16 protein-coding genes are annotated in these 13636 nt (G+C 35.2%); 9 read left to right on the top strand and 7 right to left on the bottom strand.

All coding sequences use genetic code 11. The features are described 5' to 3' along the window. The first annotated feature begins 5 nt into the window (after positions 1-5). Together I583_RS15340 and I583_RS15345 are read left to right on the top strand one after the other, a co-directional pair. Entirely contained in the window at positions 6-1331 is a 1326-nt protein-coding gene (locus I583_RS15340; RefSeq protein ID WP_034683791.1) for a PTS sugar transporter subunit IIC, read from the top strand. 23 nt (positions 1332-1354) lie between these two features. Beyond that, complete coding sequence (locus I583_RS15345; RefSeq protein ID WP_010762329.1) at positions 1355-1597, top strand: hypothetical protein; 243 nt, start codon at positions 1355-1357, stop codon at positions 1595-1597. A 23-nt stretch (positions 1598-1620) separates the two neighbouring features. Here the strand turns inward: I583_RS15345 and I583_RS15350 are convergent, their stop codons facing one another. From I583_RS15350 to I583_RS15370, 5 genes are all read right to left on the bottom strand, one after another. Further along, entirely contained in the window at positions 1621-2019 is a 399-nt protein-coding gene (locus I583_RS15350; protein WP_010762330.1) for a DUF1622 domain-containing protein, read from the bottom strand. A 47-nt stretch (positions 2020-2066) separates the two neighbouring features. Continuing rightward, entirely contained in the window at positions 2067-2810 is a 744-nt protein-coding gene (locus I583_RS15355) for a class I SAM-dependent methyltransferase (RefSeq protein WP_010762331.1), read from the bottom strand. 100 nt (positions 2811-2910) lie between these two features. Then, positions 2911-3294, bottom strand: a complete 384-nt coding sequence (locus tag I583_RS15360; RefSeq protein WP_010762332.1) for an ACT domain-containing protein — start codon at positions 3292-3294, stop codon at positions 2911-2913. Positions 3295-3318: 24 nt separating this feature from the next. Beyond that, a complete protein-coding gene (locus tag I583_RS15365) occupies positions 3319-3786 on the bottom strand; it encodes a hypothetical protein (protein ID WP_010762333.1) in 468 nt (155 codons plus the stop codon). 235 nt (positions 3787-4021) lie between these two features. Beyond that, on the bottom strand, positions 4022-4387 hold the full coding sequence (locus tag I583_RS15370) for a hypothetical protein (RefSeq protein ID WP_010762334.1): 366 nt from the start codon (positions 4385-4387) through the stop codon (positions 4022-4024). Positions 4388-4629: 242 nt separating this feature from the next. On the opposite strand from I583_RS15370, the gene I583_RS15375 reads away from it, so the two are divergent. The 5 genes from I583_RS15375 to I583_RS15395 all read left to right on the top strand — a co-directional run bounded on the left by I583_RS15375 (position 4630) and on the right by I583_RS15395 (position 9003). Then, positions 4630-5394 carry a C39 family peptidase gene (locus I583_RS15375; protein WP_010762335.1) on the top strand — a complete coding sequence of 255 codons (765 nt, stop codon included), beginning with the start codon at positions 4630-4632 and terminating at the stop codon, positions 5392-5394. Between the two features lie 149 nt (positions 5395-5543). Then, the gene (locus tag I583_RS15380) at positions 5544-6242 is read left to right on the top strand and encodes a glucosamine-6-phosphate deaminase (RefSeq protein WP_010762336.1); all 699 of its coding nucleotides are present in this window, start codon (positions 5544-5546) and stop codon (positions 6240-6242) included. A 108-nt stretch (positions 6243-6350) separates the two neighbouring features. After that, entirely contained in the window at positions 6351-6932 is a 582-nt protein-coding gene (locus I583_RS15385) for a DNA-3-methyladenine glycosylase I (RefSeq protein WP_010762337.1), read from the top strand. A gap of 353 nt (positions 6933-7285) precedes the next feature. Beyond that, complete coding sequence (locus tag I583_RS15390; protein WP_051094830.1) at positions 7286-7630, top strand: LysR family transcriptional regulator; 345 nt, start codon at positions 7286-7288, stop codon at positions 7628-7630. 611 nt (positions 7631-8241) lie between these two features. Then, on the top strand, positions 8242-9003 hold the full coding sequence (locus tag I583_RS15395; protein ID WP_010762339.1) for a MurR/RpiR family transcriptional regulator: 762 nt from the start codon (positions 8242-8244) through the stop codon (positions 9001-9003). Positions 9004-9122: 119 nt separating this feature from the next. Here I583_RS15395 and I583_RS15400 read toward each other — a convergent pair whose 3' ends face one another. Next, the gene (locus tag I583_RS15400) at positions 9123-10586 is read right to left on the bottom strand and encodes an AcpB/EbpR/MafR family transcriptional regulator (RefSeq protein ID WP_010762340.1); all 1464 of its coding nucleotides are present in this window, start codon (positions 10584-10586) and stop codon (positions 9123-9125) included. 388 nt (positions 10587-10974) lie between these two features. Here I583_RS15400 and I583_RS15405 point away from each other — a divergent pair, with 388 nt between their 5' ends. Next, complete coding sequence (locus I583_RS15405) at positions 10975-12453, top strand: lytic polysaccharide monooxygenase (RefSeq protein ID WP_010762341.1); 1479 nt, start codon at positions 10975-10977, stop codon at positions 12451-12453. A 103-nt stretch (positions 12454-12556) separates the two neighbouring features. Here I583_RS15405 and I583_RS16610 read toward each other — a convergent pair whose 3' ends face one another. Then, positions 12557-12895, bottom strand: a complete 339-nt coding sequence (locus tag I583_RS16610; RefSeq protein ID WP_071865875.1) for a DUF4260 family protein — start codon at positions 12893-12895, stop codon at positions 12557-12559. Positions 12896-13008: 113 nt separating this feature from the next. On the opposite strand from I583_RS16610, the gene I583_RS15410 reads away from it, so the two are divergent. After that, positions 13009-13629, top strand: a complete 621-nt coding sequence (locus I583_RS15410; RefSeq protein WP_010762342.1) for a GyrI-like domain-containing protein — start codon at positions 13009-13011, stop codon at positions 13627-13629. The last annotated feature ends 7 nt before the right edge of the window (positions 13630-13636 follow it).

Below are 13636 nucleotides of genomic sequence, written 5' to 3' on the forward strand. Positions count from 1 at the left end.
TTATGATGAAAACTCTTGATAACTTAGCTATGAAACTGTTACCTATTGCAAATGCGATTGGTAATCAGCGGCATTTACAGGCCATCAGGAATGGATTGATTTCGATTTTGCCGCTGACAATCGTAGGTTCCTTTTTTACGATTCTGCTTAACTTGCCAATCCCTGGTTATTCTGAGATGATCGCACCATATCTAGCAGCATTAGATGTTCCGTTTCGATTTACTGTAGGATTGATGTCTTTGTATGCTGCTTTTACAATTGGTTCATTTTTAGGCAATACGTATAAGCTGGATAAGATCACTAGCGGTTTTCTTTCAATGCTGGCAACGCTTTTGATGGTTATGCCGGTCAATCTTCAAGAAGGTGTGGATGTCGCTGGAAATGCGGTAGCAGGTGGCCGTTACATCCCAATCACACCGCTTGGTTCGCAAGGGTTATTCGGGGCGATCGTAGCAGCCTTGATATCTGTTGAGATTTATCGTTTTACCAAGGAAAAAAAGTTGGAAATCAAAATGCCAGAAGGAGTTCCTCCTGTTGTTGGAGAATCTTTTGCGGCTCTGTTGCCGACATTGTTAGTAATCTTAGTCTTCTGGGTTCCACGTCACTTTTTCAATTTTAATTTAAATGATTTGTTAAGCGTGGCAATTTCACCTTTGAAAGTTTTTTTAACTGGAAATAATATTTTTGGCGGTATTATCACACAGTTTATGATTTGTTTATTTTGGGCTTTAGGGATTCATGGACATGCTGTTTTAGGACCGATCATTCGTCCTTTTTGGGATCAAGCGATCATTGAAAATGCAGAATTGTTTCAAAATGGGACGAGTGCTTTTCAATTACCCAATATTTTTACAGAACAATTTTACCAATGGTATGCACAAATGGGTGGGACTGGCGCGACTTTAGCACTTGTTTGCTTATTTTTATTCTCTAAATCAAAATACTTAAAGCAGTTAGGGAAATTATCGATTTTACCAGGGATTTTCAATATCAATGAACCTGTTATTTTTGGGACACCAATTGTGATGAATCCATTGCTTGCGATTCCATTTATTATAGTTCCGATCGTGAATACGATTTTGGTTTATATTGTGACGGCACTTGGTTGGATGCCTAAAATGATGGTAAAGCCGCCGTTTTCGATTCCAGCACCATTAGGAGCGCTGATCACTTCTAATTGGAATTGGGTAGCCTGTGTGATGGTTTTTGTTTGTTTTGCGGTTTCATTAGCGATTTATTATCCATTTTTCAAAATGTTTGAGAAAATCCAAGTAGAGCAAGAAAAACAAGCAGAACAAGAGGACTCTATTGCAGTAACTGAAGGGATTTAACAGGATGTTAGGAGAGTGAAGAGATGATTTACGTTATAAGCGGATGCATCATATTTGCTACACATTATTTATTGAAAGAAAATCAGTGGCTATTTCAAAAGAAGCTGTGGCAACTGGTCATAGGCACCATTCTTTTAGTGAGTGTCGCAGTGCTATTAAGTACGTGGATAGGGTCGTTGTTTCCGGTCATTGCTGTAACGTTAATTTGTGCAACGATGCTTCAAATTAAGTACACACATCAATTGGCTACACAACGGTTAAGTTAGAAAAAAGACGAGCTGAAACGTAATCAGTTCGTCTTTTTTTCTTCAGTCTCATTTTCCTTATCTTTTAATGCATCTTCAATTTCTTTATGCAAGAAGTAAGAGATTACGGTTCGGATCACTACTAGAATCGCTAATTTTAAAATATCTTGGAATGTTGGTTTGATAATGGATTCAATAATGTCAGCTGCAATCAGTATTTCTAAACTAAGTAGAATATAGCTGCCTAAAAAACTTTTAATGAAATTATTTTGTCGTGCCATCACTACACGATTTCGATCCGTGCGTTCACTTTTTAGAAAATCGATACCAGCCATGATAACGCCCCAAATCAAGACTACGATGGAAAAAATATTCAAGGCTAAAATAAACAAATCAAAGAATGGAATCAGGTTACCCATAATATTTTGAGCTAAATCGTGCACTCGATATACCTCCTTTTGCCGCAATGGTTTAAGACTATCGAAGGGAGTTAGTCTTGTTGAGTAACTTTTTTAGCAGAAACCAACAACATCATTGGCCTACGCAGCTCGTCACGCATTTCGGTGCTTACTTCCAACATTTCAGGAGCAGGCATCGGTTCGACTAGTCGAGTAATTTGAAAGCCGTTTGTCAATAAGCCATCTAGATAGGTGGTCAACGTTTTGTGATATTTCATTACCGTCTCCCCTAAAAAGGTTGTTTCACGAATACTTTCATCAAAATATCGGTCAACTGGCCAGTAGATTGGTCGACCATCTTGATCATAAATCCAATCTTCAGTTCCTTGAGCTGTAAAAATCGGATGTTCCGCAGAAAAAATAAAGTCTCCACCAGAATTTAAACAATGATTGACCTTTTTAGCAATTTCGTCGAATGAAGGAACATAGTGGAGTGCTAAAGAACTGATCACAATATCAAATGATTCACCTAATCCATCAATTTCTTCCATCCCCATTAGGTGATAACTGATTTTGGGAGAATCGGTCATTTCTTTGGCTTTTTCGATCATCCGTTCAGACAAATCGATGCCAATAACTTTTTCAGCACCGTTCTCAACGGCATAACGGCAATGCCAACCATAACCACAGCCAAGATCCAAAACAGATTTTCCTGTAAAATCAGGTAATAATTTTTTCAATTCATGCCATTCACCGGCACCTTCAAGGCCTTTTTTAGAGCGATCCATTTGGCTATAGGCCTCGAAAAAGTTTGGGTTATCATATTCGTTTTTCATTAGATATCTCCTTTTAACGAGCGTACTTTCTATCTCTTTTATTGTATCAGATTGTTAGAATAATACCCATAAAAGAGAATTTAACTAATGTAGAGAAAAGTTATTGAAATATATGACCGCAATCGCATAAGACATCGACAGCTTTGTCTTTGTCTTTGTTTTTAATTAAAAGATAGTCAGTATTATACGTGGACAAAGCAAAAATCGAAATCTGATTTTCAGCTAAAGGATTGGCTAATTGAGTCAAAATGCCAACTAAGGAAAAATCTAACTCTCCGATGACTTGAATGATGCACCAATCGTTGTCGACAGAAAGTGCTTGGCTGGTTTCAAGTGTGTTAGAAGGAACAATAATCGAGCACTCATCTTCTGTGTAGGTAATACTTTTAAATGCGTTTATTTCATGGAATAAAGCAGGTATTTCGGCATGCGCTGGGAATTTTAGGATGGTATAGTCAAGGTCATCTAATAGTTTTAACTGCATAGTATTTCCTCCAAATCGCTTTTTTTAAATAGAAATCTGTAAAAAGACTTGAGAACCGTAAACAGAAGGTAGATTATTTTCTGTATATTCAAAGCCAGCTTCTAAACGTAAAGCTTGAGTGAATGCTTTGTCTTCATTAACAATGATCGTAAGTTGATCAATGGTTGAAAAATGTTGACGAATGAATGACGGTAATAATTGTACAGCTTTTTTAACATGGCCATTGTTTAAATGGCGATAGTCTGTTGAAAGATCATGTACTAATAAACTGTTTTTATTATCAGAATAAGGGCTGCCGCCTCTAGCTTCATACAGGGTCAAAAAGGCAACCAAATGCTCGTCTTTAAAGGCAAGAACAGCATGACGTTGTGGATCCTTTTTTGTTAAAGCAATCGCTATTTTGGGCTCACGAACATAGCGTAATTTTCTTTCGGATAAGCAGTAATTATTAATGTGTTCCTGATGTGTGTCATCATACATTGTCAGATACATGATTTTTCCTCCTGTCTCGTTACGTACAGTTATTTTAGTTAGCAAAAAAAGAACAAATTACTTATTATCTATAGTATAGCTTGTTTGAACACTCTTGTGCAGTAGCTTTCTAGTCTTTTTTGAGTGAAAAATAATATTCTTAACTTCTTGCTGTGGGTTTGATTTGATGTAACGATGGATAGATAGAAAAACAGTCAGAGGAGGAAACATGTTCGTCTCCCTCTGACTGCTTTATTTATTTGATGAGGCGTTTATCATTTTTAGACAATGTACTTACCTTTTTTATATGTTCAACCGTGATCATCCGGATTTGTTGGCTGTCTTCTTGTAACCGTAACATGATCGAGTCACCTATACTCTTAGAAACGATCCATCCAGAAACTGTTTCAAATTTTTGAGAAGTCGGCACTTCTTTTAATTGTAACACCACTAAACTTTTTTGAGCAGAAGCAACTTGTAATTTTTTAAGAATTTCCTCACGCTCTTTATTTTTACTCTGTTTATCTTTAGAGTCATCTAAAAATGCCGAAAAGAAACTTTGGGAAGATTGGCTGATCAATTTTGAAATGCTTTTCATTGTTGATTTATGGTTATTGTCCATTCTTCTACCTCCTTTACGAATTTGCTACTACTTTCAGACTCTGAATAATCAGATACTACCATTTTACCTAAAAAAGTCAAATAGTTCAAGAAAATATGTTCGTAATAATTTTGAAAATAATCATTCCTACTTGCTTTTTTTACTAGTTTCAGTAATATTAGAAGTACCAATTACTATTTATGTAATTTGCTTGGAAGTGAGAGGAATGATTAACACTTTCAACTTAAAAGAGGGAGATATCCATGAAGCAAAAACAAAAAAAGAAATCAAAAGCTTATATCATAGCATTATTAGTCGGAACAGCATTTGCAGGATTCGTTTTAGCAAAAGTAGCACCAATGGAAGAAGGACATGGCTTTTCAGCTTTATTTAGTGCTGGCAAGGCTGATGAGATAAAATTGACTGAGACAAGTGAAAGTAAAAAAGAACCAGAAAAAGTAAAAAAACTAACCTATACTGAGCAAATCAACCAGGATCTGAGTGAAGGGAAATTTGTTAACCGGATGCCGATCAACTTATTATTGCAAACGGATGATAAATGGAAGTCGACACCATATGGTACGGGGAATCCAGACGGAAATACCTTAGAAATAAATGGTTGTGCGATCCTTTCTTTAGCGATGGTATCTTCTTACCTAGATAATAAAACATACACGCCTCAAGATATTCTAGACTGGTCAAAAAATGATTATTTTGTAGAAGGTGAAGGTACAGCTTGGTCGGCGTTCTCTGATTTTGCAACAGTCAAAGGTTATCAATTTGAAGATTTAGAAACGGATATCGCCTCTGTAGAAGAACACTTAAAGCAAAATCATCCTGTGATCATCTCCGTAAAACCAGGTTTATTTACGGAAACAGGCCATATCATGGTACTGAGCGGAACGAATAACGGTAAATTCTGGGTGAATGATCCAAATGATTCTGAGACAAAAGGACACTCCAAAAAAGAATTTACAGCAGATGAATTGCTGAATGAAGCATTGAACTTTTGGGTGATCTATAAATAAGAATATGAATGAGTAAAGCGAACCTTTGATTGAGGTTTGCTTTTTATTCTCTTGTAAAAAGAAACCGTTTTATTTTTTCTAAAAACCCATTGACATGGGATGGTTCCCACATTATACAATTAAGCTATAAAAAGAAATGGAGTGAGCCAATGAAAATCATCATCGAAAAAAACTTTGACGCAATGAGTGAAACAACTAAAAATATTTTATTAGGTCACATGAGTGAAGATAAACGTGTCAATCTCTCTATTACAGCAGGTAATACTCCTGTCGGTGTTTATGAAAGAATGGTAGACGTTGTAAAAGACTCGCCAGATTACGCAAATGTTCATTATTATAATTTTGATGAAATACCAGTTGCTAATCAAGCAGAAGGCGTAACAATTACTGATTTGAGAAAGTTATACTTAACGCCTGCAAATATCAAGGAATCCAATATCCATCCGTTGACTGTAGAAAATTATGCAGAACAAGACAAGCGATTAGCAATGGCTGGCGGCTTGGATGCAATGTTGATCGGTTTAGGTGGAGATGGGCATTTCTGTGGGAATATGCCAACAACAACAAGCTTTGAAAATTTGACGTATAAGGTAAAAGTAACAGGCGACGAACCGTGGTTTGTACCTGATATGATGGAAAAAGGGTTAGAATTTGTTACGATGGGACCCGTTAGTGTGATGCGCGTGAAACACTTGATTTTGATCGTTAATGGCGAGAAAAAAGCAGAAATGGTAAAGAATGTATTGCAAGGGCCAGTAACAGAAGAATATCCAGCATCCGTTTTACAATTGCACCCTAATCTTACGGTTATTTTGGATGAAGCTGCAGCAAGTAAATTGGATAGATAATAGGCATGCAAAGACTAGGGTAACGTTTCCCTAGTCTTTTTTTATCTGATTTACAAACATACGTTCTCGTGTTATGCTTGGATAAAATAAAACTGATTGGAGCAAGATATGGAAAAAGTTCGATGTGATTGGGCCAATGGAAATGAATTAGAAGCAAAATATCATGATGAAGAGTGGGGGACGGCAGAGCATACGGATCAAAAGCTTTTTGAAATGTTGATATTAGAAAGCATGCAGGCCGGATTGAGCTGGTCGACGATCCTTAAAAAAAGAGAGACGTTGACTAAGGCATATGATCAATTTGACTACGTAAAAATTGCTGAATATACGCAAGAAAAAATTGATTCATTACTAGCAGATCCAGGTATTATTAGAAATAAGCTGAAGGTTAATGCGGCGATCAATAATGCGAAAGTATTTATGGAGATTCAAGTAGAACACGGCAGTTTTGATCAGTTTATTTGGTCTTACGTGGATCATAAGCCTATTAAAAATCGTTGGAAAAATATCAAAGAAGTGCCAGCATCTACAGAATTATCTGATAAAATCAGTAAAGATTTAAAGAAAAAAGGGTTTAAATTTTTAGGTACAACAACGGTCTATGCGTTTATGCAGGCGACAGGCATGGTAGATGATCATTTAGCCTATTGTTTTAAGTGCCAAGAAGATTTGGGTGTGAGGCAAAAGTAAAAACCACTTTTGTTTCACACCTTAAGTATAAATACATGGTGGGATAAAGAGCAACCTTATTTAAGTATTCTGTTCTGCCAGATAAAGGGGCATATAAATTGGAAATTTACTCTTGTGCTTTTTCTAAAATAAGATATTCTTTAAAGAGTAGACTATTTAATTATCTGTTTGTGAACTATTTTTTAATCAGTGACATGTCATGATCACTGGGTAAGATGATGTTGTATTGCATAGCGTTCAATCTAAATCAGCTCCTATTCTTGGTAAAATCAGTATGTTTTTTTTACAGGCATTGTATATGACGAAAAAATGATATACGGAATCAGTAATTATGATAGGAAGAAATGGGTAGTATGATGGAAGTGAATGACTTGAGAAATTTTCAACGTATAGCAGCTACATGTTCGATGTCACAGGCTACTAGAACAATGGAATATGCTCAATCCAACTTAACTGAACGAATCAAATTATTGAAACAAGAGTTGTCAGTTCTTTTTTTTTTACGAACGAATCGAGGCGTTGTATTGCTTTCAAAAGGCGAAAAATTATTGAAGTACGCAACTGTAATTTTAGCCCAAATCAACGAAATTGAAACGTATTATAAGAAAATGATGCTGGGGCATAACGCTAAGAATCATATCTCAGCATCAAGGAATCCGAATAAACGGTGGGATCAGAAGCAATGCCTAGGGGAATAAGCTGAAATTGTTGTAAAACGCAATGAATATAATGAATTGATGTTGCACAATACCGACTTGGTTCTCGTAGTTAAACGCTTCTGTCCTAACCTCTGTACGAAAACTATTGGCTCTAATTACGTTGAGTTAACGGATGTTCTCGATTACCAACCTGCAATCGAATTATTGATAAGCTAGATCGATTAGAAGCAATGTATGGGGGAACAGAACTAGATATAGTAGTGATTAACAAAGTGACTTCTTTTAAAAACCACCTTCTACTTAACGAAGAAGTTGGTTGGCTGTCTGCAAAAGGTGTACAGGATGTATACCTAATCAGTTGAGATAAAGAATGTCCGTATAGAAAGATGATGCTGTCTTTAATCAATCCGCAGACATGTAAAATTGTTGAAGTTGATTCTATTTACTTGATGATTGACCTGATAAAAAAGGAGCAGGCCGGTCGATTTTACCTAAAATTTTCTTTCAAGAGAAAAAGAATCAATCGTTGCTTTTCGAAAAAATAGAGCAGCAAGTTCCTATTTATCTCGTTGGAAAGGATAAGAATAGACAACAAGTTCTCTTATTTTTGAAACAAAGTAGCGGTTTGAGATAGAGAGGATTTAATTTATATGAGTGATATTTATAAAGTTATCAATGCAAACTATGAAAAATTATCAGAAGCTGAACAAGAAGTCATTGATTTCATTTTAAACTTTACGGATATTGGAAATTTAAAATTAAAAGATATTAAAGATGAACTGTATGTATCAAATGCTACCGTCATCAGAGCGTGTAAAAAACTGAACTATGCAACATTTAATGAGTTGAAAAAGGCATTCATTGTGTCTAGAGAAGAAAAACTAGATATTTGTCCAGCAGAATTTGATTTTTATCATCTTTTAGAAGGGATAAATAAGGATACGTTAACGACTTTGAAGTTAGCAGATGAGCAGAAGATAGACCAAATCTGTGATTGTTTGACTAATGCTAGAAGAATTTTTTGTGTTGGGATGGGTTCAAGCTCTCAAGTGGCATCTGAATTTAACCATAAATTGAACTTGATTGATCTTTGGACGGATAATTATTCAGAACAATTTTTACTTGAACGAATTCCTCAAATCTGCAAAGCACAAGACGTAGTTATTGTTTTTTCTTTAAGCGGTGAAGAGGACAAAATCAATGAAATTATAGTCAAAGCAAAAAGCAAAGGTACAACGATTATTGCGGTTACTAATATGGTATCTAACAAATTAAAGTTGATCAGTACATATTCTTTGTTGACCTATAACAGTCCTAGTAATCGGAAACAACTTCGCTCAAGATTAATGCTATATGTAGCAAGTACCTTGATCTATGAAAAGTTGATAGTGAAAATAGCTAGTTTGGGATGATATCAACTGAATTTGGTATGTGAATTCTCCCAATTTTTTTATAGAATGACTTTTCTCTTTTAAAATAAGACGAGCCAAAACGTATAGTGTGTTTTGGTTCGTCTTATTTCTTTATCATTTTATTTCGTGTCAAAATAATCTTCGTAAACTAACATCAATTTATCAAAACTCTTAGCATCAGGAATCAGTGGAATAACAATTGTCGGAATGTTATCGATATAGATTTCAGGAATATTGGTTATGATGCAATCATACGCAGATGCTTCTTTTGCAAGCTCCTCTAATGAAGTGACTTGTAGTGGTGTACAAGAGAAACGGCCCCTTAAATAGTAAGTGATGCGCTCCGAAAGCATGTTCATATACTCTATTCCAGAATTGAATAAAAGGCAAGCATTCATAGTTGGCGTTGAGTACTCTAAACGATCAAGTAAATGGGGCCAATTAGTAAATAAAATCGAGATCGCTTCATAAATCATATATTCTTTATAAGGATTGGAATAAAAAATAGCCTGTAATGAGTGAATCAGTTCCGTTGGAAAATGGCCATATAGGTTTTTGATGCTTATAAGAAATTCTTTGTTCTTATTGTGCAAGATATACGTTCGTCCGTGTATTTGGCAATCTAAGTTGTAGAGACGCATAAAAATATCATCAAAATTAGCACATTTACAGCCCATTTTCTTTTCAATTTCTTGCAGAAGAGTTTCAATTTTTTGGTATTTTAAAAAAGCATTACGGTCGACTTTTATCAGTTCTTGTACAGTATCGAGTGAGTCAGCATATTGATCACTAAAAAATAAATAGAAAAAAGTGTTTAAATTAACGGAAGATAAAGGTAAATGAAATTGACTATAAAATTCATCGCAAGCATATGTATCATTAAGAATTGGAAATTCTTTTTTAGGTAGATTGTGAAGTTGATTTTCACTATTATGTTTTAACAGATTGATAATCGTATAAGTGTAGAAACGTAGGCGATTTAGTAGAGAAAAGTCTAAGTTATATGAAGGTTCATTAGGGACTGCTTGTTTAACGATTTGAAGTCCGACTTTATCTAAAATAACCAACTGAGCAGGAGTTAAAAGACTTTCAGCCACTCCATACTTCTCATAAAAATAATGCTGCATAAAATTGCAAATACTATGTGGATCACCAACGAGCTGCATCTTCTTCAAATTGATTGTAAAACCTTCTATTTGAAGTAGTTGGTTAACTCGTAAAACAATTCGTTTGATCGTTGAGACACTGATATAAAGATCATCTGCTAAATCAACGATAGTAGAGAAATTATGTAAAAAAATTTTTTCGATCAACTGAAATTCAACACTATTTTTTATAAATTTTTGATAAATACTCGTTTTACAAAAGCCAAAATTGGTCGCTAAGCGAATACCATATTTTTTTGAGGACTCGATAGTAGCAGGTGCAAGCAATGTTTCTAATTCAATAATATCTGATTTTAATGTTTTTACAGGAGCGCTTAATGCTTCAGATGCGGTGGAAAACGTGACCCAATCATTGTCAGCTAATAATTCCATTAGCTCTAACTGACGTTTGGATCGTGAGGAAAGGATTTCTTTCATAGTATCATCACTTTCTATTCTTTATGTTATTTTTTAAATTTGTTCATATTAAGATGAAATAAATTTCACTCTGATTCTTATTTTAACTCGAAACAATCTATTTTGTCTATATAACAGGGGATAATAATCTATATTTTTTTACAATAATTTAAATATTTAGGTCAAATTCTTCTGTTTAGTAGAAAAATCTGACCTTTAAATCTGATTTTTTTTGATAACATTTGTAATGTTTAGTGTGTTTTGTTTAAAAATTGATTTAATTTTTATAGAATAGCTAAATTAAATCAAGTATTCCTTTTTTTTGACGATAAATGACCCTTTTTTTTCTTACAAAACGTTTAAACTAATGTTAAGCCAGTCGAAGGCAAACGTTGAATGGAGGAGAATTATGAAGAAAAAATTAGTAGGATTAGCATTGATGTCAACAATTATTTTAGGTGGAGTAGGTCTGATGAATGCGGATGAAGCAGATGCTCACGGATATGTAGAGACACCAGCTGCACGTGGTTACCAAGGTTCACTAGATAAAAATACAATTGGTTGGGGACCAGCGATGGAGAAGTATGGAATGGTTATTACCAATCCTCAATCTTTAGAATATGATAAAGGATTTCCGCAAGCTGGACCAGCAGATGGCCGTATCGCATCAGCTCAAGGCGGTAAAGGACAAATCACAGATTTCGTAATGGATAGTACTGGCGCAAATCGTTGGACAAAACAAGATATTAAAACTGGGGTAAATACATTCTCTTGGCACTATACAGCGCCACACAGCACAACGAAATGGCACTACTATATGACAAAAGTTGGTTGGAACCCAGAAAAACCATTAGCGAGAGCGGATTTTGATTTCATTGGTGAAGTAAAACATGATGGATCAGCTGCTTCAAACAATAAATCACATCAAATCGTGGTTCCAGAAAACCGTTCAGGTTACCATGTAATCTTAGCTGTTTGGGATGTTGCTGATACAGCAAATGCATTTTATAACGTAATCGATGTAAATGTAAAAGGGAATGGGGAAATTACTCCTCCAGTTGAAGAAGCTCCTGTAACACCGACAAATGTTAAAGCATCAGAAGTGACAACTTCTTCGCTTAAATTAACTTGGAACAAGGGTTCTAATGTCAAAGAATACAATGTATACCGTGATGGTAAAAAAGTTGCTACAGTTGGTGGCGCTCAATTTAACGATGCAAACTTAACAGAAAATACAACTTATTCTTACCAAGTAGAAGCAGTTGGAACAAACGGCAAAATTTCTGAGAAGAGTGCAGCTGTTAAGGTAAAAACACAATCGTCAGCAGTTGAAGATAATCAAAAACCAACAGCACCTACAAACGTTCACTCTATGGGAACTACTGAAAATTCAGTCGATTTAATGTGGACAAAATCAACGCATTTCTTAGGTGTTAAAAACTATGAAGTATATCGTGACGGTAAAAAAGTGGCGACAACAGAAAAAACAAACTTTAAAGATACTGGCTTGAAAGCTAACACAACATACAATTACACTGTCAAAGCAATCAGTCTTGGCGGCAACGTTTCAGAAACGAGTGCAGCATTTTCTGTGAAGACAAAAGAAGCTCCAAGTGGTCAAACAACATGGGAAGCTGACAAAATTTACAACTATGGTGACAAAGTAATTTTTGACGATTTAGAATATGAAGCAAGATGGTGGACAAGAGGTGAGCGTCCAGATCAATCAGATGTTTGGAAACTTCTTTCAAAAAAAGCGGTGAACTGGGAAACAAGCAAAGCATATAGCGGTGGCGATACAGTGACATTCCAAGGTGACACATATAAAGCAAAATGGTGGACACAAGGAAATGAGCCGAAAACTTCAAATGTTTGGGAATTGATTTAATCAAATAATATCTCTATGACATAGCACTAAAAAACAATCATTACGACATAGAATAAAAAAAGAAACGTTAGACCAGATATGAATCTGTCTAGTGTTTCTTTTTTTATAGGTTTTGGATAGGAGTATGTTTAAATTCATCGCGGTATTTAAGACCGTAGCCTAACGTTCGATCCATAAAAATATGAGCGCTCCAAACGATAGCGATCGGCAATAAAAGAGCTGTTTGAGTAAAAAGGTAAATGAAAATCAATAAGATTGAGAATACTAAATTATGACCTAGATTATAAATTTTAGTACCAAAAGATGGATTACTTATATAACCAATCATTGTGATATCAGGTAAGAAGAGAAAAAGGAAGGAGTATTTGAATCTGGTGAGGGGGGGATTTGGAAATAATTTGTTTAAACAAATGCTAGTAGGATAAATTTTTTTGGTAATTATTGAGCCTCACATCTGCTTATTAAAAAGAGGGATAATGATTTATGAGGAAATATAGACTATAATCAAAGGAAAAGATCGCCAAACGAGGTTGCAAGAGAATAGGAGATGAAGAGATGAAATTTGAGTGGCGTAAACAAGAGAAGGCGTTGTATTTACCAAAAGCAAAACCAATGGAGCTAACAGTGCCGAAACAGAATTTTTATACGATTTCAGGAAAAGGTGATCCTAATGATTCGCAATTTGGGGAAGAGACAGCTGCTTTATACGCGATGTCATACGGTATTCGAATGATGCCTAAAAACGGAACCACACCAGAAGGTTATTTTGAATACACGGTTTATCCGTTGGAGGGGATTTGGACATTGTCAGATGAAGCGGTAGCTGATGGCAGGGCATTTGATAAGTCGGATTTGGTCTATAAAATCATGATTCGCCAACCAGATTTTGTAACAGAAGAATTGGCTTTAGCGAATATAGAAAAGATTTCTAAAAAGAAGTCGAATCCTAATAATCAAAATGTAAAGTTTGAAACGATTGAGGATGGAAAATGTGTGCAAATGTTGCATGTAGGCTCTTATGATGATGAATTTAAGAGCTTTGAAGTGATGCAACATTATTGTGAAGAACATCAGTTGAGTAGAACGACATTTGCCCATAAAGAGATTTACCTTTCTGATCCTAGAAAAGTAGCGCCTGAAAAAATGAAGACCGTGTTACGTTACTTTGTTGAATAGAGAGAAA

This window comes from Enterococcus haemoperoxidus ATCC BAA-382 (assembly GCF_000407165.1).
In the GTDB taxonomy this organism is placed as follows: domain Bacteria; phylum Bacillota; class Bacilli; order Lactobacillales; family Enterococcaceae; genus Enterococcus_L; species Enterococcus_L haemoperoxidus.

Bases quoted from the DNA above. Each gene is read 5' to 3' on its own strand.
- I583_RS15375 (WP_010762335.1), top strand. From the start codon at position 4,630: ATGAAGCAAAAACAAAAAAAGAAATCAAAAGCTTATATCATAGCATTA.
- I583_RS15380 (WP_010762336.1), top strand. From the start codon at position 5,544: ATGAAAATCATCATCGAAAAAAACTTTGACGCAATGAGTGAAACAACT.
- I583_RS15390 (WP_051094830.1), top strand. From the start codon at position 7,286: ATGATGGAAGTGAATGACTTGAGAAATTTTCAACGTATAGCAGCTACA.
- I583_RS15400 (WP_010762340.1), bottom strand. From the start codon at position 10,586: ATGAAAGAAATCCTTTCCTCACGATCCAAACGTCAGTTAGAGCTAATG.
- I583_RS15340 (WP_034683791.1), top strand. From the start codon at position 6: ATGAAAACTCTTGATAACTTAGCTATGAAACTGTTACCTATTGCAAAT.
- I583_RS15410 (WP_010762342.1), top strand. From the start codon at position 13,009: ATGAAATTTGAGTGGCGTAAACAAGAGAAGGCGTTGTATTTACCAAAA.
- I583_RS15355 (WP_010762331.1), bottom strand. From the start codon at position 2,810: ATGAAAAACGAATATGATAACCCAAACTTTTTCGAGGCCTATAGCCAA.
- I583_RS15370 (WP_010762334.1), bottom strand. From the start codon at position 4,387: ATGGACAATAACCATAAATCAACAATGAAAAGCATTTCAAAATTGATC.
- I583_RS15360 (WP_010762332.1), bottom strand. From the start codon at position 3,294: ATGCAGTTAAAACTATTAGATGACCTTGACTATACCATCCTAAAATTC.
- I583_RS15385 (WP_010762337.1), top strand. From the start codon at position 6,351: ATGGAAAAAGTTCGATGTGATTGGGCCAATGGAAATGAATTAGAAGCA.
- I583_RS15365 (WP_010762333.1), bottom strand. From the start codon at position 3,786: ATGTATCTGACAATGTATGATGACACACATCAGGAACACATTAATAAT.
- I583_RS15405 (WP_010762341.1), top strand. From the start codon at position 10,975: ATGAAGAAAAAATTAGTAGGATTAGCATTGATGTCAACAATTATTTTA.
- I583_RS15395 (WP_010762339.1), top strand. From the start codon at position 8,242: ATGAGTGATATTTATAAAGTTATCAATGCAAACTATGAAAAATTATCA.
- I583_RS15345 (WP_010762329.1), top strand. From the start codon at position 1,355: ATGATTTACGTTATAAGCGGATGCATCATATTTGCTACACATTATTTA.